Raw genomic sequence first — 25,677 nt, forward strand, 5'->3', positions numbered from 1 at the left:
AGTATGGAGAAAAGAAACGTGGAGCTTGCGCTCTATTTTTCCATGATTATCGTCAGCATCGTGCTTATTACGCTGGTGGTGTTGCAGGCACGCTCGCTTGGGATGGCAAATCGCGATACGAGTTCGATCTATCGCACCCGTCGCGGGCTAGAGAAGACCATGCATCAGGCTACGATTGTGTTGAGCGTCGTCTTTTTGATGCTCGCGCTGCTCACCAGCCTACCGATCTTCTAAAGCTATGGCGCGTCGCATTCGCTGGCAACTCGTTATTGCGACCCTGAGCATTCTGCTTGTGACGGGCCTACTCGGGCGGCTTGCCCTCACGACCACCTCGGTGGCAAGCCCACTCGAGGGGGGGGCGCATATCGAGGCAGTAGTAGGCAGCCCACAACTGCCCATTCCACTGCTCAACAACCCGCTGACTGATCCCGTAGGACGTGACCTCATTGCGCTGATTTTTGATACTCTGGTACGGATTGGGGCCGATGGACTGCTCGAACCAGGCCTCGCGTCCTATGAGCTTGATGCCACGGGAACAACCTATCTCTTCAGGCTCCAGCGCAATGCCACCTGGCACGATGGGCAGCCAGTCACCGCTGATGATGTCGTCTTCACCCTGCGTACCCTGCAGATCCTCGAAGAGCCAGGTGAACCAGGGGTGGCCGAGGCGTGGCGTTCCTTACTCGTGGATCGCCTTGACGATTATACGGTGCGGGTTACCCTTGTTGAACCGTTCGCCTCGTTTTTGAGTTTTGCGCGCGTGCCGATCCTCCCAGCCCACTTGCTCTTTGGCCTACCGCCTGACCAGTGGGCCAGTTCGGCTTTTGCTGAACAACTCGTCGGTAGCGGGCCGTATCGGCTGATCGAGCTCAATGAAGAGCACGCCTTGCTCGAAGCAAATGAGGCCTATGCGAACGGGCGCCCCTACCTCGACCGGATTGAACTGCGCTTTCTTGCCGCCCCTGCCGCAGCCCAGGCAGCGCTATCGCGCGGTACGGTGACTGCGTACGGCGAACGGACGGCCCTTGGGCAGCCAGGCGTTACGTCTGCAAGCAACCTCCGCAGTAACGTCGTTCCGCTTGATGATTATACGGTACTCAGCTTTAATCTTCGTACCTACCCCTTTAATGATATCGGCTTTCGGCAAGCGCTTGCCCATGGCCTCGACAAAGATCTCCTGATTGAAGAGGCCCTCAACAGCAGTGTTGTGCGGCTCGATACACCCATCTTGAACGGATCATGGGCGGCCGCCCCCGAGCTCACCTGGTATGACGCCGATCCTGCACGCACGGCAACTATGCTCAGCGACCTTGGGTATGCGCTCAATGACCAGGGCTTGCTGACGGATAATGACGTTCCTGTGACGGCGAGTCTGCTGGTGGACAGCGAACCACGCCGAATTGCGGCCGCCAATGAGATAGCACGTCAATGGGCCGAACTAGGGTTGACGATTGAAGTGGTTGAACTAGAGAGCGCAACCCTCCAACGGCGACTGCGCACAGGCGATTTCACGCTTGCGCTCCATAGCTGGGCACGGCTTGGGCCTGATCCCGATCCCTATCTGCTCTGGCATTCGAGCAGTGAACTGAATGTGACTGGGCTCGAAAACCGCGAGATTGATATTCTCCTGCGGCGAGCACGCACCGAGCAGGAGCTAGCCGCTCGCATTGCCGATTATGTCACGTTTCAGCAACGCTGGATCGAGCTTGTTCCTGCCATTACGCTTTATCAACCCCTCTATCGTTTTACCACTGAGACTCAGTTAGGCGGCTCAGGGCTTGACGACCCTGATAGTGCCGTCAGTCGCCAACTCTTTGGCACCGAAGATCGTTATCGTACCGTGATCCGGTGGTATACCGACAGCTACCGTGAAATCCAGGGCGATCTACGTTAGGCACATAGCCGCTTAATTACCTGGCACATCACGCGGTTGGCCCACCGGTATAACGGGCACATCGGACGATGGCTGAGTTGGGGAGGATTTCGGGCGAAGATCGGGGCGCAGTTCGCGCAAAATGACCATAGCAGCCGTGATGATTGGTACGGTTAGCAAGGCCGCAAAAAAACCACCGATCTGACCGCCAATAAAGAGGCCCAGCAAAATCAAAGCGACCGGAACTTCCACTGCTTTCGAGAAGGCATATGGAGCCACAACATAGACCGCGATGGCTCCGATGATCACATTCACGATCAAGGTCAGCACCGCGAGCGTTGGACTGACCGTTGCCGCCGCAAGCGCACCGAGAACCATCCCAACAATGCCCCCCAGATAGGGGATAAACTCGAGCAAGCCGCTCACTACTGCGATCTGCACCCCATAGGGCACCCCAAGAATCAGATTCGTAATCGTATAGGCGATCGTGTAGTACCCACAAATCGCCAACTGGGCCACAAACCAGCGTGATAGCCCATGACTGACTGCATGCGTCAGTTGGGTCGTCCGCTGATGATACCGTACGGGCAAAAAGAGCCGCATGACCCAGACGGCACTGCTTTTGCTGCTGACCAGCGTAAAAACAACGACAAAGAGCACAAAAAGGGCAAAGCCCACCGCGCCCACCTGCCCCACCGTACCGCCAATCTGCCCAAGCCCCCACTGAATCGCTGCCGCAGCATCACCAACCAGGCGTTCGCCAAAGGCCCCAAACTCAGAGAGGCCAAAGGTGGTTTCCAGCTGGGCCGGCAGATCATTGGCCAGCCGGGTCAACGCCCCCGAAAGAAGGCGCAGACTCTCAAACAGGATGGGCAGCAACATCAGCACCAGGGCCGCAAGAATGGCAATCACCCCACCAAGTGTCGCACCCGCCGTAAACCCTCGTGAGAAGCCACGACGCTCAAGCCGATCAGCAACAGGGCTGATCAAGAGCGTCAACAGAGCCGCAACAATCATAAGGGTCAGGAGATTCCGAAAAATGGGCAGGATCTGAATTGCGACATAGATGGCTGGACCCAATGCAACAAAGGCAAACCAGGTACGTATATCCAGTTTGAAAGCCATACCCTGATCCTTGAGCTATGCGCTTATACGGTTTACGCCAATGGGAAATGAAGTTCATGGGCATTATACCATTGCTCCCATGTCTAGCTAGAACCTGATACATTCTTCAGCGCATGTTCAGGTCTGTACAAGCCCTTGTAAAACCAACCTTCATTCAGTTTACGCAGGTTTCTCACTATACTAGAGATGAGACGCCTGGATAAGCACCTACGGGGAGACTCGGAGGCGACACAGGCCCCAAACCCTGTTCTTGTGTAGGACACACAAGAAGATGTTCGGGTGAGGATGCGATGGGTGTTCCCATCGCAAGATCGCAAGCGCAACTTGTGCGCATGTAGCTACAAGGAGGAGACCATGAATACGAGACGATTGACGCAGCGTATGATGGCCCTGCTGACGGCTCCTTTGATTGTTGTGTTGCTCTTTACCGTTGTGCCAGCCTGGGCAGCGCCGTTCGACGGTGGGCGGACGCGCTTCGCCGATCCACGGTTCGAGCAGGTTTGGACACGAACTGACAGCGAAGCGGTACGGTCAGGGCGAACGTGGTATTGGGGGCCAGGACCCTGGTTCGACTATGCCGAATTCTATCGCCAGGGCACAAACGGCCTCAGAACCGTGCAGTATTTTGACAAAGCCCGGATGGAACTGAACAACCCCAGTGATTTTGGTGGCCAAGCCCAGGGTGTGACCAATGGCCTGCTGGTCAAAGAACTGGTCAGTGGTCGGTTGCAGCGTGGCGATGACCCGTATGATGTTGATATGCGTGGGCCAAGTGATGTCCCCGTTGCGGGCAATCCGCGCAACGCCAACCCTACCTCGCCAGGCTATGGCTCTTTTGCCGGCGTCGCGACCATTGACAATGGCTATCGTGACCCCCAGCGAATTGGTGAACGGATCAGCCTGACCATTGACCGAGCGGGCAACCTGGGGCAACGCCCCGACCTGGCCCTTCCCGAAACCGAGATCGTGCAGTACAACAGCGTCACCGGCCACAACATCCCCCGGATCTTCTGGGATTTTATGGGCCAGCAAGGACCGATCGTCATTGATGGTCGCATCGTACGCGGCCCCGTGGTCGACTGGCTCTTTGCGATGGGCTTGCCGATCACCGATGCCTACTGGACACGTGCCCGCATTGGCAATGCTGAACAGGATGTCCTGGTGCAACTCTTCGAGCGCCGCGTGTTGACCTACGTCCCCTCGAACCCGGCTGGGTACAAAGTCGAAATGGGCAATGTTGGGCAGCACTACTTCCAGTGGCGCTATCCCCACCTTGGCACGCCCTGGGTCTCGCCCGAACCACGTGAGATCTTGGTGTATGCCTCGAATGTTGACACCGGTAGCCATTGGGAAGTCTATCGTTACGACGGCAATGGGCAAAGCCAGCGGATCACCTTTAACGACCATGAAACGGTGGCCTTCTCGTGGCGCCGCAGCTGGGATCCTGGCCAGCAAAGCCTGCTTGGTGACTCGCGGCGTGCCGGCACTGGGTTCCGTCAACTCTATGAATTCGATATCGTGACGGTCTATGACGGCGACCGTGCCTGGAATGCCCGGGTCAAACGGCTCAGTTACAGTGATGGCAAAGGCTGGCCCGAGCCCGGCCCCTTCCCAGGGTATTTGCCCAACAACACAGCGAACGACTATAACGCTGCTGCGTCACCCGATGGAACCAAGCTGGTCTTTGTCTCGGATCGGATGGGCAATGGCAGTCAAGAGTTGATGATCGCATCCATCACTGGCAATAATCCAGTGCAATTGACCAGTGATGGATGTGTCAACGAATCACCTTCGTGGTCACCTGATGGACGACGGATCTACTGGACAGCCAACTGTGACGGGAGCTTTAACCTCTATCAAGCTGAACTCAGTTATGGGCACGATGCGCAGGATTATATTTATGCCCGGTTCGTGAACGCTCGACGGCTCACCGACAATGGCACCGACAACCGGTATGTCCGGCTTGCACCTGATGGTCGCACCCTGGCCTATTCGATCAAGCAAGAAGGTCGTTGGCAACTGGCGCTCTATGAACTTGCGACGGGACGCACACGGATCTTTGCCGAGCCAGGCAACAACGAAGCACCAACATGGTCGGCCGATAGCCGCACCTTGGCCTTTGCAAGTGACCGCACCGGCAACTATGAAATCTACACCATCGGCGTCGACGGCCAGAACCTGACCCGCCTCACCGCGAATGGGGCACAGAATCGCTGGCCGCTCTGGGCGCAATAACCTCAATAGACGCGCTTCTTCCTACGCCAAAACGCCAGCTATGCTGGCGTTTTGGCGTAGGAAGAAGCACATTCTACACACAATATGCTACAATGCAAACACGTTCTTAGCAATCCAGGAGTAACGTGTGCGTGATATATTTGCCGGGCCGCCCGATGAAATGAGCATGTACGGGCGCAATGACAACCTTGAATTGCTCAAAGCCTGGGCTGGCACCTCGCTGGCCTTTGCAATTTATATTTTGCAGGGGCAAATCTTCAATAGTCGCTTTTTCTATTTTCTGGCGATCGCAGCGCTCACCTGTGGCATTGGCTTTTTGCTGCACGAACTCGCCCATCGCGTAGTGGCCCGCAATTTTGGAGCCGAGGCCCACTTTGTTGCACATAATGGATGGCTCTTGATCTCGATAGGGATTGCTTTTCTCGGCATCTTCATTGCTGCCCCTGGGGCCGTCTGGCATCGCGGCTATTTGACGCCTCGGCAGGGCGGCTTGATTGCGCTGGCAGGGCCGGTGACCAACCTCGTGCTTGCCGTTGGGTTCCTGCTGATGAGCATGGTTGTTGCCCCGGGTGATGCAATCTTTGGCGTGCGCCTCCTTGATCTCGCTCGTATTGGCTATCGCATTAATGCCTGGCTCGGGCTCTTCAATATGATTCCTGCCGGTCCCTTTGATGGGGCCAAAGTTCTCGCCTGGGATTGGCGCGTCTTTGCGGTAACCGTCGGGATAGCCCTGCTCTTAACCTTCGGGATTCGAGTCTAACGATCGACAGCACTGGGCTGTCGTCGGCAAGTGGACAAAGGATTAGTATGCGTACTCCGATCATTGCTGGTAACTGGAAGATGTTCAAGACGGTGGGCGAGGCCGTAGAACTGGTCAAAGCTCTGCTGGCCGAGGTAAGTAGCCTGGAGGGTCGTGAGGTGGTGATCTGTCCGCCCTTTACGACGCTCTACGCTCTGCGTCCGTTGCTCGTAGGTACCCGCCTTGGCCTTGGCGGACAAAATGTCTATCATGAAACGCAGGGAGCCTATACCGGCGAAATTGCACCTGGCATGCTGGTTGACGTGGGGTGTCAGTATGTCATCTTGGGGCATAGCGAGCGCCGTCAGTATTTTGGCGAAACTGATGCAAGCGTGAATCGCAAACTGCGGGCTGCGCTGACCGCCGGGTTGACGCCTATTGTGTGTGTCGGTGAGACCAAAACCGAACGTGACGCCGGGCAGGCCGAAGCTGTGGTCGGTAGCCAAATTCAGGGCAGCCTGGGGGGGCTCACGCCAACTGAAATGGCAAAATGCATCGTCGCCTATGAGCCCGTCTGGGCGATTGGCACCGGTGATACCGCAACCCCCGAGGATGCCCAGGCAATGCATGCTGCGATTCGGGCGATGCTCGCGGATCAGTTTGGCGGTGAGACCGCCAGTGGCGTACGCATTCAGTACGGCGGAAGCGTCAAGCCTGATAATATTGATGTGTTGATGTCCCAGGCTGATATTGATGGAGCCCTCGTTGGTGGGGCATCGTTGACCGCAAGCAGTTTTCTGCGGATTGTGAAGTATCAGTAGCGCCCTGAATCGGGTACGTGAACCGTATCCGACTGTGTTTGGAGAGACAGGTGTCTCTCCAAACGTTCCCCCGGAGGGGAAGGTGGTATGACCGTTGAGGTCGCATTGTTAGTTGGTTTCATTCTTGCTCGCGGGCTCCTGGTCGGTGCAGAATGGGCGATTTTCTCGGCAAGTCGGGCTCGACTTGAGGAACTCGACGAAGATGGCGATGAGGCAGCCAACCTTGTCTTGAAGTTGCAAGATGAACCCGAACAGTTTCTCCCAGCTGTACGGGTGGGCATCGCAACCGTGGGGATCCTCATCGGTGCGTTCAGTGCCACCACGATCGCAACCCTCGCGCTGCCCCTGGTCTACACCTGGTCATCACTTGATGAAACAAGCATCCCGCTGGTAGCGACTGGGCTTGTCGTCGCAAGTGCGCTGCTCTTGACACTCATTTTTGGGGAGTTGATCCCACAGCGGCTAGCCGAGATCAAGACCGAGCGCTATGCGCTGTTGATGGCACGCCCAATTGCCTTCTTTGCGCGGGTCAGTGCACCTGTCGTGGGTGGCATCAATCTGATCGCACGTATTATCCTCATGATCTTTGGGCTCCGCAATGCCCCCGAAGAACGAGTCACCGAGGAAGATATCAAAGCGTTGGTGCGTGAAGGTGCTGAGGACGGCGAAGTTGCATTGCAAGAACAACTCTTTATCGAGAGCATCTTCAAGTTTAGTGACTGCGAAGTACGTCACATTATGACCCCGCGACGCGATGTCGAAATGGTCGAGGCCGATGCGCTGCTCGGTGACGTCCTGGATGAGTTGCTCGAAAGTGGCTACTCACGCTTTCCCGTGTATGAAGAAACACCTGATCAGGTCGTTGGTCTCGTGCATGTCCGTGATCTGCTGATGCTCTATCGTCGGAAGGGCGAAGCATCACAGGTACGTGAAGTCATCGCCCCACCTCTCTACGTCTCGGAAAATAGTCTGGCCTCGATCTTGCTCGCAACCTTTCGCAAAAATCGCCGCCATATGGCGGTCGTCGTGAGTGAACTGGGCGGCATTGAAGGCGTCGTGACCCTCGAAGATGTCCTCGAAGAGATCGTTGGCGAAATCGATGATGAATTCGATGAAGCTTCAGAGGAACCGATCGTCCGCCGTGAAGATGGCTCGTGGCTGGTTGATGGCGGGCTGGCGATTGATGAAGTCAAGAGCTTGCTCGATGTCGAAGAACTGCCTGGCGAAGCGACGTTTCGCTACGACACACTGGCGGGCCTTGTGATCGCCCTGCTCGGCCAGTTGCCAAAGACGGGCAATTATGTCACATGGGACGTATGGCGCTTCGAAGTGGTTGACATGGATGGCTTACGCATTGACAAAGTCTTGATCAGCCAGGAATCCCAAGGCGAGGCCTAACCCTTGTCTGCGCTATATTTCCCGCAATGAACCTGTGCGCCAGCCACAAGTAAGCCCTGTAACAACGCTTGACAGTCACAAGAAGCGTGCTATACTGGAACCAGTTCCAATTATAGAACTGGTTCATTCTGTCATTGACGACACGATTGACCGGGGGTGTCATGGCTGCCACTATTCGCGATGTTGCACGAGTTGCTGGGGTTGGGCTTGGTACAGTTTCACGAGTGATCAACAATAGCCCACTCGTAAGCCAGGCAACCCGCCAGCGTGTGCTTGATGTGATCGCTGAATTGCGCTATAACCCCAGCCAGATTGCGCGTAGCTTCTCCCTTGGCAAAACCCTAACGGTTGCAACCATTGCCCCCTTTTTTACGCGCCCTTCGGTCGTTGAGCGCTTACGTGGGATCGAGGCAGCCCTGGCAAGCGGTGGCTATGCCCTGGTTGTGTTCAATGTCGAGACGCGAGCGCGCCGTGATAACTGCCTGCGTGATGTGCCACGCAGCCAGCGTGCCGATGGATTGTTGATTATCTCGCTTGCCCCCCAACCCGATGAGGTTCTTGCCCTCCAGGAAACGCGCCTCCCAGTAGTCTTGATCGACGCCTATGCCGATAGTTTACCAGGGGTGACCATTGATGATGTAGCCGGGGGAGCGCTGGCTACCGAATACCTGATTGCCCTGGGCCATCGGCGCATTGGTTTTATCGGGGATCTGATTGCTGATGAAATGAGTTTTAACTTTACCAGTAGCCGTCATCGACTGGAGGGTTATCAGCAAGCCCTGGTAGCCGCAGGCATTCCCCCTCGTGACGAATATCAACGCCACGGCTTGCACGGGCGTTATGAGGCGCGCGTGCTTGCCCGTGACTTGCTGGAACTTCCTGAACCACCCACGGCTCTTTTTGCCGCTAGTGATACCCAGGCTATGGGGGTGCTCGAAGCAGCGCGGGATCTCAATCTTGCGGTACCTGATCAGCTTTCCGTCATCGGCTTTGATGATATTGATGTGGCCGAGTATCTGGGGTTGACGACAATTCGTCAGTTACTCTTCGAGAGTGGCGAACGCGGGGTCGAGTTACTGCTGAAACGGATAGCGAACCCGGCGACCAAGCTTGAACGCGAATATCTACCCATTGAATTAATTGCGCGTGGTACCACGCGACGCATCGCTAGATGAAGACGTTGTGTAACAACAAAATGCTGTTCGTATGACGCATCAGCAAGCCAAACATCCCTCACCCTGAGTAACGTATGGGCGGCGGGCAGTCGACGTCACGATACGCGATGTTTCAGAAAGGAGGTGGTTTCGATCACCAGTTGCACCGATCACGCATGCTCTGTCATGGCAATGTATGCCATCCGTACCAATGAAGGAAGGAATCTATGCTTCGCAAATTCTCGCTTTTTGTGCTCATCGCACTGTTCACGGCAATGATCGCTGCCTGTGGCGGTGGACAAGCTGTTACGCCAACTGTCCCACCGGCCGAACCCGCTCCGACCGAAGAAGTAGCGCAACCAGCGCCGACTGAAGAGGTAGCTGCGCCCGCCCCGACTGAAGAGGTAGCTGAGCCCGCCCCAACTGAAGCGCCCGCTCCGAGTGGATCAGCAACCGCCGCGCTTGCCGATCGCGCTGCCGAAATCAGCGAAGAACTCGTTGCTGCATTTGCTGGCGAATACAGTGGCACATCGGTCACCATGACCGGCCCCTTCACCGATCAGGACGCGGTCAACTTCAACAATGCAATCCGCGAGTTTGAAGAACTGACCGGGATTGACATTCAGTACGAAGGCTCGAAAGAGTTCGAGACCAGCATCTCGATCCGCGTTGACGGTGGCAACCCACCTGATATCGCCGACTTCCCGCAGCCTGGCCTGCTTGCCAACTTTGTCCGTGACGGCAAGGTCATTGACGTTGGTCAGTTTGTCAGTGCTGACTGGTTGAGCCAGAACTACAACCAGAGCTGGCTTGATATGGCAACGATGGAGAGCCCCAGCGGGCCGATTACCGCTGGGATCTGGCAGCGTGTGAATGGCAAGAGCCTGGTCTGGTATCCAAGAGCCCAATTTGAGGCTGCCGACTACACCATTCCGACCACCTGGGACGAATTGCTGGCGCTAACCGACGAGATCGCGGCTGATGGCGATCCGGCCTGGTGTGTTGGCATCGAGTCAGGCACGGCCACCGGTTGGCCCGCCACCGACTGGATGGAAGAGATCATGCTGCGCACCACCTCGCTCGAGAACTATGATCGCTGGGTGACCGGTGACTTGACCTTCAGTTCGCCTGAGGTCAAAGCTGCCGCCGAGAAGATGGCCGAGATCTGGTTCAACGACGAGTATGTCTATGGTGGTCGTGCGGCCATCGTGACCACCGGCTTCGGCGATTCCCCGCTGCCCATGTTCCAGACCCCTCCGGGATGCTGGCTGCACAAGCAGGGCAACTTCATCACCAGTTTCTTCCCGAGCACGGCTGAGGCTGGCGTTGACTTCGACTTCTTCTACCTGCCCAGCATTGATCCTGCTTATGGCGATCCCGTGCTGGTAGCTGGTGACCTGATGGCGATGTTCAACGACCGCCCCGAAGTACGGGCCGTGATGTCCTACTTCTCAAGTGGGGCCTCGCTGCAGAACTGGCTCCAGAGCGGTGGCGCGATTTCGCCCCACAATGACTCTGACCTGAGCTGGTACGCCAACGACATCGAGCGTGGCGTGGGTGAAATCATCCTCAATGCGACCAGTCTGCGCTTCGATGCCTCTGACCTGATGCCTGGTCAGGTTGGGGCTGGCTCGTTCTGGACCGGCATGACCGACTTCGTTGCTGGCACCGTCGATCTCGACACCGCCATGCGCGAAATTGATGCGGCCTGGCCGCGTTAAGAGGTTACCGTGGATGGCAGGTTAGTACCTGCCATCCACGCTGAGGTTCAGCCTCTCGGCAGGAGATTGGAGGGCGGCAGCCCTTCACATGTAACGCAATGGAGCGTCGCTCATGCAAGGTACAACTGAGATGACACCGGGACGCGCTACGTCACCGTCCAGCGAGGATTTCAATCCTGGGCGGCTTGTGATCGCGCTCGGCCTGTTCGCCCTGCTCGTCCTCTTCATCTGGGGAGGCTTTGTCTTTCTGCGCGATGCACAGCGCGGTGACACGCTGCCAAAACTACTGACCGCAGCGATAGCCATCATCTGGGGTGTTGGTGGTGCCGCCGGTACCTTTTATACGCTGAACATGATCGTCGAACAGATGCCCGGCAATGTGCGACGAATCTTGCTTCCCTACGTCTTTGTTGGCCCGGCGATCCTGTTTCTTGGATGGGCACTCTTCTTTCCCACCATCCGTACCTTCTATCTGAGTTTCCTGGACGCCAGTTCAACCAACTTTGTCGGTATCGACAACTATCTTGCGGTCTTTACCGAACGCTCAATGCAGACGGCCTTTCGGAACAATATCTTCTTCTGGATGATCTTTGGTACCGCTGGTTGTGTCGTCGCAGGCTTGATTATCGCGGTACTCGCCGATCGCAGTAGTTTTGAGACCCTGGCTAAATCGCTGATCTTTATGCCCATGGCAATTTCATTTGTCGGTGCTGGCGTGATCTGGCGTTTTATCTACTACTACTCACCACCTGGACAACCACAGATTGGCTTGCTCAATGCGCTTGTCACCGACATGGGCTTTCCACCGCAAGCCTGGACAACACTCTTACAACCTCAAAATAACTTTTTCCTCGTGATCATTCTTATCTGGATGCAGACCGGGTTCGCGATGGTGATCTTCTCGGCAGCAATCAAGGGGATCCCCGAAGATGTACTTGAAGCCGCTCGGGTTGATGGGGCCAACGAGATCCAGATCTTCTGGCGCATTATGCTCCCGGCGATTCAGGGCACGGTTGTCACCGTAACGACGACGATTCTGATTGTCACCCTCAAGATTTTTGATATTGTTATCGTGATGACAGGGGGGCAGTACGGCACCAATGTGATTGCGGTTGAGTTCTACCGACAGTATTTCTCGAACCGTAACTTTGGCTATGGCTCGGCTGTTGCGATTGTCTTGCTCATCGCGGTCATTCCGGTGATGGTCTACAATCTGCGCCAGATCAGAAAGCAGGAGGTTTTCTAAATGACTGCTGTTACTGCAAAACCTGTCAAAGTCTCGCGCCGCGCCATGAGCCAGAAGCGCCAGCAATTGATCGGCAAGATTATTGTCAATACCATCCTTGGCTTGATCTGTTTGCTCTGGACAATTCCAACCGTCGGGTTGTTCATCTCCTCGTTCCGCCCCCGTGATGATATCCGTACCACGGGTTGGTGGACAGTGCTGCCCCACCGGGCCTTCGAGACGGTTGAGACAGTGCAGTTACCTCTTGATACTGATCTGCGGGCACCGATTACGTTGCCTGCCGAATTAGGTGGAGGAACCTATACGTCTGAACAACTCAATGCAGGGGTGGTTGTTCCAGGTGGGGAATTTGTCACTTGGGAAAATCGACGCGCCCGGACCCTGGCGATCCAGGAACAGAACTGGACAATCAATGCCAACTTCACGATGGATAATTATCGTGCCGTGACTGGTGGGCGTGAGTTTACGTATATCGACGCAAATGGCAATGAAGTCGTTGAATCGGGTGAAGATCTCTGGGGTGTCTTGATCAATAATATCGCGGTCGTTGTTCCCGCAACGGTCATCCCGATCCTCATTGCCGCCTTCGCTGCCTATGGGTTTGCCTGGATGCGCTTCCCAGGGCGTTTTCTGCTCTTTACGATTGTCGTCGCCCTCCTGGTCGTACCGCTCCAGGTGGCGTTGATCCCAATTTTGCGCGATTTTGTGAGCCTTGATCTCAATGGAACCTATATGGCGGTCTGGTTGGCCCACACCGGCTTTGGGTTGCCCCTGGCAACCTATCTGCTCTATAACTATATCAGTCAGTTGCCCCGCGATATCCTTGAGTCAGCCTTCATTGACGGGGCTTCCCATTTTACGATCTTTACCCGTTTGATTCTACCCCTTTCGGTGCCCGCCCTCGCCTCATTCGCCATCTTCCAGTTCCTCTGGGTCTGGAATGACTACCTGATTGCCCTGGTCTTTATCGGTAGCCAGCCGAATGTCCAGGTGCTCACGATGCGACTGGCCGACATGGTCGGTTCACGAGGCCAGGATTGGCACGTGCTCACGGCAGGAGCTTTTATTTCGATGCTGATCCCGCTCATCGTCTTCTTCTCGCTGCAGCGCTACTTTGTGCGCGGTCTGCTCGCTGGCTCAGTCAAAGGGTAATTTGTTTGGCTCAGACGAAAGAGACCAGCTTTGCTGGTCTCTTTTCTGTGCCCGGGGGATTGCTTGGGCCTGAGGCAAAAGGTGCGTTTTTCATGCTACAATACCGCTCGGTATCCAAACGTACCTGTGAGGTTTTGCATGCATTTTCCACGAAGCAGTGGTCTTTTACTTCATCCAACGGCTTTGCCGAGTCCATGGGGGGTTGGTGATCTTGGGCCAACCGCCTATCAGTTTGTTGATTTCCTTGCCGCCGCCGGGCAGAGTCTCTGGCAGATTCTGCCCCTCGGCCCGACCGGCTATGGTGACTCACCGTATCAGTGCTTTTCGGCGTTTGCAGGCAATCCGGTGTTGATTAGCCTCGATCAATTGATCCAGCGCGGGTTGCTCAGCTATGACGAGGTCGTAGAGGCCTCACGTCGCTATGATTTGAACGCTGACCAGGTTCATTATGGCGAGGTGCTGGCTTTCAAGTTGCCTTTGTTACGCCATTGTTACGAGCGCCTCCATGAGGGCGGGGCACCAGACATGGCAGCTGCTTTTACGCAGTTTTGTCGTGACCAGCACGCTTGGCTTGATGACTACGCCCTCTTTATGACCCTGAAAGAGGTTCACGACGGTCGTTCATGGCACGAGTGGGAACCCGAGTTGCGTACACGTGATCCCAAAGCGCTGGCCGAGGCGCGTACCCAGTATGCCGAGGCCTTCACGCTGCAACAGTTTTTCCAGTTCCTCTTTTTCCAGCAGTGGCTGCCCCTCAAGGCCTATGCCAACGAGCATCAGATCCGTATTATTGGTGATGCTCCGATCTTCGTGGCTTATGATAGCGCTGATGTCTGGGCCAATCCTGAGCTCTTTTTCCTCGATCCAGAAGGCAAGCCAACCGTGGTTGCGGGCGTTCCACCCGATTACTTCAGCACAACCGGGCAACTCTGGGGTAATCCCCTCTATAATTGGCAACGTATGGCCCAGGACGGTTATGCCTGGTGGATCAAGCGCTTGCGGGCGGCGTTTATGCAGATGGACATTCTGCGCCTCGACCATTTCCGTGGCTTTGCCGCTTACTGGGAAGTACCGGCTGGTGAAGAGACCGCGATCAATGGGCGCTGGGTCAAGGGGCCAGGGGCCGCCCTTTTCAAACGCCTCGAAGAGGAGTTCGGTGCGTTGCCGATTATCGCCGAGGATCTGGGCCTGATTACCCCTGATGTGATTGCGCTGCGTGATCAGTTTGACCTGCCCGGGATGAAGGTGCTGCAGTTTGCCTTTGGTGGCGGTTCGTCAAATATCTATCTGCCCCACCATCACGTGCCTAACTGCGTGATCTATAGCGGTACCCATGATAACAATACCACGGTTGGCTGGTTTGAAGATTTGACCGAAGAAGAACGTGAAGTTATTCGTGGCTATCTTGGTCGTAGTGGCAGCGATATCGCCTGGGATTTCTTGCGCCTGGCGATGATGTCAGTCGCTGATATGGCGGTCGTGCCCTTGCAAGATGTACTTCGCCTCGATGCCAAGGCGCGGATCAATACACCTGGACGCCTTGGGGGCAACTGGGGCTGGCGCTTCCGTGACGATGTGCTCAACGCTGGCCTGGCCCACGGCCTCCATTTCTTTACCGAGATCTATGGGCGCCTACCACCATCACCCGAACCCGACGAACCAGCCGAAGATACCGCAACCGAAGATGAACTCGTCTACGATCCCGTCGATCTTGCGGCCACCGCTTAAATACGGACCCACGGTTCGCTGCGGGGCGATGCCCCAGAGCGATTTCGACCTTGTGGCCAGAGCTTAAATACGCCCCCACGCTTCGCTGCGGGGCGATGCCCCGTAGCGAACCTAATAGATACGCCCCTCTTCGACCCGCAGGCGGGTAATCTTGGTCAGAAATTCAGGCCGAAAGTCGGCGAGATCAGTCGCCGTGAGCAGCGTTTGTTGCCCAGGCAAACTAACCGCTTCCAGCAGATGCGCCCGACGCTGGGCATCGAGCTCGCTCAGCATATCGTCGAGCAACAGAACCGGCGCATCACCGGCGCGCTGACGCATCAGCGCAGCCTCCCCGAGCTTGAGGGTCAGCGCCACACTGCGTTGCTGCCCACGCGAACCATACCGCCCCAGGTTGACTGCGCCCACCGTAAAACTCAGATCATCACGATGCGGCCCCAGCAACGTCTGGCCTCGCGCCAGTTCATCACGACGATGGTTGCGCAATTCCTGCATTAACCGATGGGCAAGGCTGCCCGCATCGCGCGCCTCGTGCAAAGCCAAACTCGGCAGATAGTCAATGCTCAGCGGGGTTGTCCCACCACTGATCGCCTGAAAGAGCGGGCCAACGAGCGCGTTTAGTTCACCGACAGCCCGCAGACGTTCAGCCAGCAAATAGCCCGCTGCCGCTGTCATCTCTTGATCCCAATAGCCAAGTTCATCGTCAACTGCCCGCGGTGAACGGCGTCGCTCACGCCAAGCCCGCAAAAGGCTATTCCGTTGTTGCACAATCTTCTGATAATGCGCGAGCGTCCGAACATAGTGAGGGTCAAGCTGCGAAAGCGTAATATCAAGGTAGCGCCGTCGCTCAGCAGGAGGGCCATCAACCAGCACAAGATCGGCGGGCGTAAAAAGAACCACGCGCAACTGACCAACGAGGTCAAGCGCACGTGCCGGGCGTCGATCAATGCGGACGAGCTTGCTCGCCGTATTCGTCAACTGTCCATCTTCGTCAGTACGTCGCTGCACAATCACTTCGAGCCGCATGTGCCCGGTTAAGCGCTGGATCTCAGCAAACACCCGCGCAAACGGTGGCACTCCCGCCTCGGCCTCGGCCTCCCAACGCACCAGTTCGCGGTCGGCCCCAACCCTGGGCGACCGCGTCGTCGCAAGATAAAAAAGGGCCTCGAGCACACTGGTTTTGCCAGCGGCATTCGGCCCATAGAGCAACGTAATCTCAGGTGATAACGGGAGATCGAGGTGTTGATAATTGCGGAAATCGCGCAGGCTCAGCCGGGTAACTTCCATGCGTCATCAGCCGCGCAACTCGGTCAGCGTCACCGAACGCAACGCCTTGAGATCACCACACCCCGCACAGAACATCGCAACCCGCAGTTCACGCATGAACGAGGTCAGACCCTCCACGACAGCCTCGGTACCGCGTTCATCAACGGCATTGACCAGGGCGGGACGGGCCGTCCCAGCGAGGTCAGCCCCCAGCGCAAGCGCCTTGGCGACATCAACCCCACTCCGGATGCCCCCTGAAGCAATCAGACCGACCTCGGGCAACGCAGCACGCACCTGGCGAATACATTCGGTTGTGGCAAGCCCCCAATCAGCAAAAGCTCCGGCCACCCGGCGGCCTTGTTCAGTCGGCTGACGAAACCGTTCGACTTCACTCCAACTCGTACCACCGGCACCAGCCACATCAATCACCTGGACACCACACTCAGCGAGGCGGCGCGCATCGTGGGCCCCGATGCCATTCCCAACCTCTTTGACGACAACTGGCACCTCAAGCGCACGACAGACCTGCTCGATCTTGCGCAGTAACCCGGCAAAGTTGGTGTCACCCTCAGGTTGCACTGCCTCTTGCAATGGATTGAGATGCAGAATAAGTGCATCAGCCTCGATCATGTCAACGGCTCGCTGGCAATGGTCAAGCCCAAAGCCATAATTCAACTGCACGGCACCCAGGTTCGCCAGCAGGGGAATCCGCGGGGCAACCCGACGCACCTGATAGGTCGAGGCAAGGCGTGTATCAAGGACCGCCGCCCGCTGCGAACCCACCCCCATCGGTAAACCGAGGTGCTCGGCAGCCTCGGCAAGCGCCAGATTGAGCCGCTCAGCCACATTCGCCCCGCCCGTCATCGAACTGATCAGCAGAGGCGCTTGAATCATTTTGCCAAGAAACGTTGTCCGTGTATCAATCTGGGCCAGATCGAGCTCAGGCAGAGCTGTATGAGGCAAGCGATACGCCGCAAACCCGGTCGCAACACCTTTGGCGGCAACATCTTCGCCAAGCACAATCCTGATATGGTCAACCTTCCGCCCTTCGGTCTGGCCTGAATCAGGCATCACCCACTCCTTATTGCTATGAACAAGGCATGTAATATGCTCTCTGCGGATCATACCAGCAAAGAGAAGGAGCGTCAAACCTCCTTCCTGCGTCCGGCAGGAGGTTTGGGGGCAACAGCCCCTAAGAAGCCTTATTGCTTCCCTAGAAAAAGCCAGCGTAGCTGGCTTTTTCTAGGGAAGCATCCAGGTCTGGGGCGTAGCCCAGATCATTGCGCAAGCATTTGCCCCATAGGGCAACCTAGGCTACACTGAATGAAGCACATCCTCACACAAGCAAAGGTTCAGCCATGACTCTCGAAATCTTGCGGATCGAGCAGATGCGCACCGAACGCGACCGTCGGGTGATCCTTAGCCTCGTTGCCGAGCAACCAGGCCTCTATCACCCCATCGCAAATCTTGCCGACCGTACGCTTCGCTTCGAACGCGATCAACAGGCCAGCCTGTCGCACATTATTGATGCGCTCAACCAGGCAGGGTATGCGCCTACGGTTCTGGCGTGAGGCAGCAGGCCAACTTAGTCAGCCGCGACCGGCCAGTGAAACCAGGCGACAAAGTGGTTGTGCGCAAGCACAATCCCAAAATGCCCTTCGGCCAAGCCCTGAGCGACATCATTGAGCCCATAGGCATTGCAGACAAAATCAGCACAGATCCGCAACCCCAGGCCACTCCCATCAGTCGTAAAGCCCCCATGAAAGAGCCCACCAACTCCCTCAGGGAACCGGTTTTCGAGGATGCGCTGCTGCGCTACGGTCAGCGGATTGGTCACCACAAAACGCAGGTCTGCCGGTTCCGCTCCGAGGGGCAGGATGGTCAACGTGATCGCCTGGGTCGCACTGTGCCTGACCGCATTGTTAATAAGATTGTAGATCACCCGATCAAGCGCCGAGAATTCCAGACAACGCTCGGCAATGGCACCAGTATAGTGCGCCTCAACCGTGATCACGGCTTCGTGCCCCCCATAATACTGGCTACTCTCTTGCCACTTCTCAACCAGTAGTTCAACCGCATGCACGGCCCCGTTCTGATCACGCGCCAACCCGACAGGATCAATCGCAGGCAGGGCATTGCGCATAATTTTGAGTTGATCGCGGGCAAGAAAAAACATGCGGTGCAGGTTGGCAAGCTCTTCCATCTCAAGGGTGAGCAGTTGCAAATGCATCGCCAGCGCCTGAAACGCGCCGCCTCGCAAGTCATGAATCACCTGATAAACCCGTTGCGAGGTCGTTTCAACAGGTAACGTCTCACCTAAAGCCCGCACATCATACACCAGGGCCGCCCAACCACCCTGGTGATAGAGCGTACGCAGATGGGGCAGGGCCACGACAGGGTTATGACGATGGACGCGCAACAGTTCAAAGATATCGGTTAGCACCTGATACAGACGCCCCAACAACCGCTGATCGGCATGGGGAAACGCCGCCAGGTCGACACTCATATCGCCGCCATCGTACCGCAAGGTGCGATACGATGGCAGATCCAGCGGGGCAAGCGCATAGTACTGTTCGACAAATGCACGCATCGTCGCGGTTAGCTCCTCACGCAAATCGTGAGCACCTGGCGAAGGCGTTCAATCGCTTCGTCAGCCTCAGCATGGGTCAACACGAGCGGCGGACAGAAACGGATGGTTGAGGCTCCACAGGTCAGTACCAGCAGATTGTTGAGAAAGGCTTCCTGCATAATCGCTTCAGCAAGATCATGGTCAGGTACCCCAGAGGTCGGTTCGATAAACTCAACTCCGATCATCAAGCCACGGCCCCGCACGACTCCGATCTGCGGAAATTCAGCCTGCAGGGCTTGAAGCCCAGCCAGCAGATGCGCACCAACCGTCGCGGCATTAGCCATCAACTCCTCTTCGACCAGGCTCAGCACGTCGTGCATCACGGCACAGGTCAGGCCGTTGCCGCCATAGGTATTGCCATGCGCCCCGGGAAGCCAGCGCTGCGCTAGTTCTGCACGGGCGATCATGGCCCCGATCGGCAAACCACCGCCAAGCCCCTTGGCCGACGCAACGATATCAGGCACAATGCCTTCATGCTCAAAGGCCCACATCTTACCCGTTCGCCCAATGCCACTCTGGACTTCATCACAGATCAAGAGAATGCCATGACGATCACAAATCTCGCGCAATTTGACCAGCGCCCCCTCCGGCGGCACCAGATAGCCTCCCTCGCCCTGGATCGGCTCAACGACAATCGCGGCTACCTCCGAAGGGGGTGTTGTTGTCCGAAAGAGCGTCTCTTCAATGAGATCGAGGCAGGCAATGCCACACGCAGGATGTGTGAGATTGATCGGGCAACGGTAACAGTTGGGGTAATAGGTGTGAAAGGTTCCTGGCAAGAGCGGAAAGAAGCCCTCACGCTGACGCGGCTTCGAGGCCGTCACGGAGAGACTTCCATATGAACGACCATGAAAAGCACCATAAAAACCAATAATATTTTGACGACCTGTCACATATCGCGCCAATTTGATACTTGCCTCAATCGCCTCGGTACCGCTATTGGTATAAAACACTTGCCAGCCTGCGCCCCCTGGCATCAACGACACAAGCTTTTCTGCCGCCTTGATCATCGGCTCATTGTAAAAATCCGTCCCCGCCATATGCGTAAAGCGCGTAACTTGGTCCTGAATCGTCTTGACCAACCGCGGGTGGCAATGCCCTGCGGCCAGCACCGCAATGCCCGACGTCATGTCGAGATAACGATGCCCATCAACATCCCAGACCTCGCACCCCAACGCATGATCAATCACCAGCGGATACACGCGGCCCATCGGAGCCATGACCCGCTGATCACGCTCAACAAAATGACGCGCCTTTGGCCCCGGTAGCTCGGCAGGCCGCTCACTAAGCTCAACTGTTTGTGACGTACTCATCTTTCTACTCCTTTATCGCTGCAAGCATACCATATGACCATCGGCGCATCGCGCTCTTCAGCCCACCAGGCCCCTTAATCACCCCACCCGAGATCGTGTGGTTTGGCCCGCGCAGGGGCGGGTTTGCCTTCACCCTCGTCATCTTCACCTGTGTTGCCTTCACCAGCAAGCTCTTCATCGAGCATCTGCTCAACCATCTCGTCCCAGTCTTCGCCAGCCTCCTCACCCAATTCTTTGCCAAGACGTTTGGCCCAACGTGCAATTGAACGCGGATCGCTCTCGTCGAGTCCAGCGAGGGTCGAAGGATCGGCCAGGGCTTCCATCCGTGCCTCTTCTGATTTCAAGGTGGCAAACCGCGAAACGGCTCGCTGTACCTCGCTATTGCCGCAACGCGGGCAACTCAGACCCTCGGGATCTTGAAAACCCCGTACCAGTTTCTGAAAGGTACCGTTGCACGTTGGACAGAGATATTCGTAAATTGGCATAGGTAGCGTATTTCCCTTTCCGAAGTCTAGCGTAAGATGGCTTCAACAAGCGCAGGAGGCGCAACCGGCTGGTCACTGAAACGGTAGGCAGCCAACAAAGCAGGCGCAACCTGGGCGGCAGCAGACTCGGTAGCAGCATGGATCGTTAGCAACGGTTGCCCGGCCTCAACCAGATCCCCCACATGGGCCTGGATCATCAAGCCAACCGCTGGATCAATCTGATCTTCTTTCCGTGAGCGACCACCCCCAAGAGCATTCACCGCTAGCCCCAGCGCCATACCATCAATTGCGGCAACATAACCCGTACTAGACGCAACGAGTGGCTGCTGCACCGGGGCGACCGGCAAGCGCTCTGGTTGCTCTATGGTACGCACCTCGCCACCCTGATGGCTGACCATCGCATGAAACTTCGCCCAGGCTGAACCGTTGGCTAACGTCGCTTGCAACATCGCCCGCGCCTCATCCGGCTCCTGTGTCAGCCCTGCCAATAATACAAGCTCGGTTCCCAGCACCAGGCAAAGCTCAACGAGGTCAGACGGCCCACCTCCTCGCAACACGGCAATCGCTTCACGTACCTCCAACGCGTTGCCAACCGCTTGGCCAAGCGGTTGTTGCATCGAACTCAGCACTGCCGCAATACGTCGACCCGCAAATTGCCCGATCTTCACCATGATCTGTGCCAGGTGACGGGCCTCCCCGAGGGTGCGCATAAACGCACCGCTCCCATATTTTACATCAAGCACGATGCAATCAGCGCCAGCCGCCAGTTTCTTGCTCATCACACTCGCGGCGATCAAGGGCATCGACTCAACGGTTGCCGTCACATCGCGTAAGGCATAGAGTCGTTTATCGGCAGGAGCCAGGTCGCCACTTTGGGCTACGACCGCAAGGCCAACCTCGCGTACCAGGCGGCGGAAGGTAGCACCATCAAGGGTCGTCTGAAAACCGGGAATGCTTTCGAGCTTGTCAATCGTGCCGCCACTAAACCCAAGTCCACGTCCACTCATCTTGGCAACAGGTAACCCGAGGGCCGCCACCATTGGCCCAAGTACCAGGGTCGTCTTGTCGCCAATACCGCCGGTCGAATGTTTGTCCACCGTGATTGGGGCCAGATCGTGGAGATCGAGCATATCGCCGCTCTGCGCCATTGCTAGCGTAAGATCGGCTGTCTCGCGATCATCCATGCCACGCAGCAATACCGCCATCGCCCATGCGCTCATCTGGTAATCAGGGATGGTTCCATCACTGTAGCCAGCGATTAGCCAGTCGATCTCTTCCCGGGTCAGGGCCAGGCCATCGCGCTTCCTGGCAATCAGATCAACCATGCGCATAACGTAGATCCTTGATCGTTCGTGGCAACTCGGGCAACAGATCGCCGGCCAACGTGCCCATCTCACCCATATCGTCCCGCACCCGTGCCCCGGCTGCCCCGTGCAGATAGACCCCCAACGCAGCGGCATCATACAGAGCCAACCCCTGCGCGAGCAGGCCACCAATCACCCCCGCCAATACATCGCCCGTGCCCGCCGTTGCGAGAGCCGGGTTGGCCCCGTCATGCACAAGTAGCCGTCCATCCGGGGCTGCAATCAGCGTGGTGGCCCCCTTGAGCACCACAACCTGCCCCCAACGCTCGGCAGCCTCACGCACCACAGCCAAGCGATCTTCGGGCAAACTCTCTACCTTCAACAAACGACGCAATTCTCCGGGGTGCGGGGTAAAAACAAAACACTCTTTCGGCAGGCGCTCACTCCAGTCGTCAATCGTCGCCAGCAGATTAAGGCCATCGGCATCAAGCACCGTCAAGGGCAAGGACGGTACGGCTGATGAGGTCGAAGGCTGTTCTTCAGCACTACTGGAGAAAAAACCAACTCGTGGTTTTGTTTTTGGTGTATCTAGGCCAAAGGCCCGTTCCACAAAGGCCCGGGTCGAGTCGGCCTGACCAAGGCCAGGGCCAAGCACCAGAGCCTTATAACCAGTTACCTCTTTGCCAAACTCTTCGAGCGCAGCAGGGCCCAACGCCCCCCAATCACCCTCAGCCAGCGGCAACACCGTCACCTCAGGAAGCCGCGCCGCCATTCCCAGCACCGTACGAGCACCGGCAAGGGTCACCAACCCGGCCCCCGCACGCGCCGCTCCAGCACAGGCGAGAAAAGCCGCCCCAGGATACCGAAGTGAGCCAGCCACCACCATGACCTTGCCAAAGCTCCCCTTGTGTGCGTCAAGTGGCCGTTCCGGTAACAACGATCGAGCATAGGCTGCGGTCAGCAGATCGCTCATAAGCGCCTCCAAATCATGCGTAGGAATTTCAAGCTCGGCCAGGGCAAGGTGCCCTCGATACATTCGTCCGGGATAAGCAAAAAGCCCTGGTTTGGGCAAGCCGGTCGCGACCGTGAGATCAGCATAGAGTGCCGTTCCGAGCACGGCACCACTCTCCGCTTGCACGCCCGTGGGCAGATCAACCGCAACAACCAACGGATGCGAGTCAGCCGTCACCCTGGCCCGGCGCCGCACCGCATTGACGCGCGCAACAATCGCTGCCAGGCTCGGATCCAGGTGCCGCGAAGCGCCCATGCCAAGCAGCGCATCAACCACCAGAGCGGTACCCTCCAGGGTTGCCGTGAGCCAATGCAGATCAGGATCGTGCGCCGCCTCGTGCTCAATGATGCCCCGTTGACGGCACTGCTGCCAGTTGGCATCATCCTCAGCGCCCTGGCGCCGCCAGAGATAGAGCGCAACGACAGCGCCTGCATCGTGCAAATGACGAGCGACCACCAAGCCATCGCCACCATTATTGCCAGGACCAACCAGCACCACTACCCGACGGCCAACCGGCGCGCCCAGGGAACGCAACGCTTCACGGGCCACCCCGAGGCCTGCATGCTCCATCAAACCTTCCCACGTAGCGCCGGCCTCAACCGCAGCCTGTTCCAAACGCCGCATCTCGGCTGTAGCAACAATTTTCACGGCAAGCCTGCCAATCCAACCACACTCGCCATCGCATACTCGCGTGTATGCGTCAGGCTCAGTGACAACTCGTCCAGACCAAGGGCCGCCGCAGCCTCTGCTGCCGCACCATGCAACACAAGCTGAGGCCGACCATCATCAGCCCGTCGAACCTCGATCTCGTGCAGGTGCAGCAGCGGCACCGTCGCCTCGGCAGCCCCGAGGCCACTCAGACCACGCCCAAGCGCCTTCACTGTGGCTTCTTTGGCCGCCCAGCGCGCTGCCAACGAATCAAAGCGTGGCGCTCGCGTCGCGAGGCCACAATCTTCTAGTTCCCGTGGCGTAAAGACCCGCTGCGTGAAACGCTCGCCCCACTGTTCGACCGCTTCACGTACACGCCCGACTTCGACAAGATCAATGCCATGATAAATCATCAACTATTGCTCGCCAACAAGTGAAACCTCGGTAACCCGTGAATCATAGTCATGGCCCTGCGCAAAGATCTGGATGCTCCGCAAATAACGAAAATCGGGTAGTTTATCTTGCTCACGCAGATCAAAACTAATCAAAGCCCACTCGGCTAATGGCACCGGATAATACGTCACCCCTGGCTCACGCACCATCGGCGCAACCGCATCTTCATCAACAAAGATACAATAGTCACGCTGCTCTTCAGGATCAGCCGGGGTCGTCCGCTTCGCGATGAGCCGCACCATCACTGGGCATTCGACCCCACGATCACCCGTGTCGGGCAAGGATTGATAGAGCACCCGCACCCAGAGTGAGAGGTGCAAACTGGGAAACTCCGAGATATCCACCCCCAACCCCTGCGCCCCCAGTTCCTGCTTGATGCCGGTGGTGAAACTACTTGTCTGCCCACCCGCACGATAAAACCAGGCGGCAACCCGTCGCTCGTTGGGGGCACAGAAGTTGTTGACAATCGGGGGCCGACAGGTCTGCGCAAGCCGAAAGAAGCCCTGGTTCTCACGCGGCAGATCTGGCCCTGAATAGACGTGCCAGTACTCGGAACGTGGTCGTGTGGGATCAGCCACCGTGGTATTGTTGTATTCCACCTCGGTAAACTGGCTAAACCCACCATCACGCACCAGATCCCAGCGTGCCGGAACCACAAGCCCCGGGGAACCAGCCGCATCAATCGTCACCCGTTCACGCGAACCGAGGCTTACCGCTTCCCCATCCACCCCGATAACCGTGGCCGAACCACTCCGCACCGCAACGTCAACTTCCTGCGCAAGAACGTCATCAACCCGCAACACCGAGCGTGCCGGGGACCGTAACTCGACACTGTAACTGCCACCCGGCGTCAACTCGATCACCGCATCACCAACAAGAACCTGGAATTGCACCTGGTCATAAGGCTGAGCTTCCGCCAGATCGTACCGGATGTATCCCCTGTTTTGCCTCATCACCACCCGAAAATGATCCTGGTTCCACCGACTAACCTCCATGGTTTCAAGCGTCAGTTCGGTTCCCGCCCACAGATCAAATTGGCTCGCATCAAAGAGCTTGATCGTCGCCACCTGACCATAACCAGCCGTCGCCGTCGTACGCACACTATCGCCCTCAACCAGAACCAAACCATCAGGCGCACCCTGATAGATCGTCCGCTGCGCCGGGCGCCAACTCAACGACTCAGCCGGGCCACGCACAATCAGCGTCGCTTCACCGGTGAGCGTTGCCTCTTGATACACATTCCGTACGGTCAACCCTGCCCATGTCAGCAACCCGACAAAAAGGGCAAAAAAGAAGAGCAGGCTTGCCCAGGCAATGCTCAACGTCCGCTGTTGAGCCGCCTGGCGTAAAGCAACACCTGAATCAGCTGTTTGCATAA

At 57.0% G+C, this 25,677-nt stretch carries 22 protein-coding genes; 12 read left to right on the forward strand and 10 right to left on the reverse strand.

What is annotated here, in order from left to right; genetic code table 11:
- The first annotated feature begins 18 nt into the window (after positions 1-18).
- Together secG and A9Q02_RS06200 are read left to right on the forward strand one after the other, a co-directional pair.
- On the forward strand, positions 19-234 hold the full coding sequence (gene secG, locus A9Q02_RS06195; RefSeq protein WP_097651480.1) for a preprotein translocase subunit SecG: 216 nt from the start codon (positions 19-21) through the stop codon (positions 232-234).
- Between the two features lie 4 nt (positions 235-238).
- Entirely contained in the window at positions 239-1,894 is a 1,656-nt protein-coding gene (locus A9Q02_RS06200) for a peptide ABC transporter substrate-binding protein (RefSeq protein ID WP_097651481.1), read from the forward strand.
- Between the two features lie 12 nt (positions 1,895-1,906).
- Here the strand turns inward: A9Q02_RS06200 and A9Q02_RS06205 are convergent, their stop codons facing one another.
- Positions 1,907-2,998: an AI-2E family transporter gene (locus A9Q02_RS06205; RefSeq protein WP_097651482.1), complete on the reverse strand. Its 1,092-nt coding sequence runs from the start codon at positions 2,996-2,998 to the stop codon at positions 1,907-1,909.
- Between the two features lie 354 nt (positions 2,999-3,352).
- Here A9Q02_RS06205 and A9Q02_RS06210 point away from each other — a divergent pair, with 354 nt between their 5' ends.
- From A9Q02_RS06210 to malQ, 9 genes are all read left to right on the forward strand, one after another.
- Positions 3,353-5,233, forward strand: a complete 1,881-nt coding sequence (locus A9Q02_RS06210; RefSeq protein WP_097651483.1) for an LpqB family beta-propeller domain-containing protein — start codon at positions 3,353-3,355, stop codon at positions 5,231-5,233.
- A gap of 127 nt (positions 5,234-5,360) precedes the next feature.
- Positions 5,361-5,993, forward strand: coding sequence for a zinc metalloprotease (locus tag A9Q02_RS06215; protein WP_245860407.1), 633 nt, complete (start codon positions 5,361-5,363; stop codon positions 5,991-5,993).
- Between the two features lie 47 nt (positions 5,994-6,040).
- Positions 6,041-6,793 carry a triose-phosphate isomerase gene (tpiA, locus tag A9Q02_RS06220; protein WP_097651484.1) on the forward strand — a complete coding sequence of 251 codons (753 nt, stop codon included), beginning with the start codon at positions 6,041-6,043 and terminating at the stop codon, positions 6,791-6,793.
- Positions 6,794-6,880: 87 nt separating this feature from the next.
- A complete protein-coding gene (locus A9Q02_RS06225; RefSeq protein WP_097651485.1) occupies positions 6,881-8,191 on the forward strand; it encodes a hemolysin family protein in 1,311 nt (436 codons plus the stop codon).
- A 161-nt stretch (positions 8,192-8,352) separates the two neighbouring features.
- The gene (locus tag A9Q02_RS06230) at positions 8,353-9,366 is read left to right on the forward strand and encodes a LacI family DNA-binding transcriptional regulator (protein ID WP_097651486.1); all 1,014 of its coding nucleotides are present in this window, start codon (positions 8,353-8,355) and stop codon (positions 9,364-9,366) included.
- 206 nt (positions 9,367-9,572) lie between these two features.
- Positions 9,573-11,066 (forward strand): ABC transporter substrate-binding protein, encoded by a 1,494-nt coding sequence (locus tag A9Q02_RS06235; protein ID WP_216361457.1) that lies wholly within the window; start codon positions 9,573-9,575, stop codon positions 11,064-11,066.
- A gap of 112 nt (positions 11,067-11,178) precedes the next feature.
- A complete protein-coding gene (locus A9Q02_RS06240; RefSeq protein WP_216361458.1) occupies positions 11,179-12,312 on the forward strand; it encodes a carbohydrate ABC transporter permease in 1,134 nt (377 codons plus the stop codon).
- Entirely contained in the window at positions 12,313-13,464 is a 1,152-nt protein-coding gene (locus tag A9Q02_RS24835) for a carbohydrate ABC transporter permease (protein WP_245860408.1), read from the forward strand.
- A 138-nt stretch (positions 13,465-13,602) separates the two neighbouring features.
- A complete protein-coding gene (gene malQ, locus A9Q02_RS06250; protein ID WP_097651487.1) occupies positions 13,603-15,192 on the forward strand; it encodes a 4-alpha-glucanotransferase in 1,590 nt (529 codons plus the stop codon).
- A 111-nt stretch (positions 15,193-15,303) separates the two neighbouring features.
- Here malQ and recF read toward each other — a convergent pair whose 3' ends face one another.
- The gene (recF, locus tag A9Q02_RS06255) at positions 15,304-16,476 is read right to left on the reverse strand and encodes a DNA replication/repair protein RecF (RefSeq protein WP_097651488.1); all 1,173 of its coding nucleotides are present in this window, start codon (positions 16,474-16,476) and stop codon (positions 15,304-15,306) included.
- 6 nt (positions 16,477-16,482) lie between these two features.
- Complete coding sequence (gene fni, locus A9Q02_RS06260) at positions 16,483-17,526, reverse strand: type 2 isopentenyl-diphosphate Delta-isomerase (RefSeq protein ID WP_097651489.1); 1,044 nt, start codon at positions 17,524-17,526, stop codon at positions 16,483-16,485.
- A gap of 287 nt (positions 17,527-17,813) precedes the next feature.
- Here fni and A9Q02_RS06265 point away from each other — a divergent pair, with 287 nt between their 5' ends.
- A complete protein-coding gene (locus A9Q02_RS06265; RefSeq protein ID WP_097651490.1) occupies positions 17,814-18,026 on the forward strand; it encodes a hypothetical protein in 213 nt (70 codons plus the stop codon).
- 14 nt (positions 18,027-18,040) lie between these two features.
- On the opposite strand, the gene A9Q02_RS06270 is transcribed toward A9Q02_RS06265, so the two are convergent.
- The 7 genes from A9Q02_RS06270 to A9Q02_RS06300 form a co-directional block, all read right to left on the reverse strand.
- The gene (locus tag A9Q02_RS06270; protein WP_097651491.1) at positions 18,041-19,045 is read right to left on the reverse strand and encodes an ATP-binding protein; all 1,005 of its coding nucleotides are present in this window, start codon (positions 19,043-19,045) and stop codon (positions 18,041-18,043) included.
- An 8-nt stretch (positions 19,046-19,053) separates the two neighbouring features.
- Positions 19,054-20,397 carry an acetyl ornithine aminotransferase family protein gene (locus tag A9Q02_RS06275; protein ID WP_097651492.1) on the reverse strand — a complete coding sequence of 448 codons (1,344 nt, stop codon included), beginning with the start codon at positions 20,395-20,397 and terminating at the stop codon, positions 19,054-19,056.
- 74 nt (positions 20,398-20,471) lie between these two features.
- Complete coding sequence (locus tag A9Q02_RS06280; protein WP_097651493.1) at positions 20,472-20,882, reverse strand: FmdB family zinc ribbon protein; 411 nt, start codon at positions 20,880-20,882, stop codon at positions 20,472-20,474.
- Between the two features lie 26 nt (positions 20,883-20,908).
- Entirely contained in the window at positions 20,909-22,213 is a 1,305-nt protein-coding gene (locus A9Q02_RS06285) for a pyrimidine-nucleoside phosphorylase (protein ID WP_097651494.1), read from the reverse strand.
- On the reverse strand, positions 22,200-23,846 hold the full coding sequence (locus A9Q02_RS06290) for an NAD(P)H-hydrate dehydratase (RefSeq protein ID WP_245860410.1): 1,647 nt from the start codon (positions 23,844-23,846) through the stop codon (positions 22,200-22,202). The genes A9Q02_RS06285 and A9Q02_RS06290 overlap by 14 nt, the downstream gene beginning before the upstream one ends.
- A complete protein-coding gene (gene acpS / locus A9Q02_RS06295; protein WP_097651495.1) occupies positions 23,843-24,259 on the reverse strand; it encodes a holo-ACP synthase in 417 nt (138 codons plus the stop codon). Before acpS ends, A9Q02_RS06290 begins: the two co-directional genes overlap by 4 nt.
- Positions 24,260-24,262: 3 nt before the next feature.
- A complete protein-coding gene (locus A9Q02_RS06300; RefSeq protein ID WP_097651496.1) occupies positions 24,263-25,675 on the reverse strand; it encodes a FecR family protein in 1,413 nt (470 codons plus the stop codon).
- Between the last annotated feature and the right edge of the window lie 2 nt (positions 25,676-25,677).

The sequence above is a fragment of the Candidatus Chloroploca asiatica genome (assembly GCF_002532075.1).
In the GTDB taxonomy this organism is placed as follows: domain Bacteria; phylum Chloroflexota; class Chloroflexia; order Chloroflexales; family Chloroflexaceae; genus Chloroploca; species Chloroploca asiatica.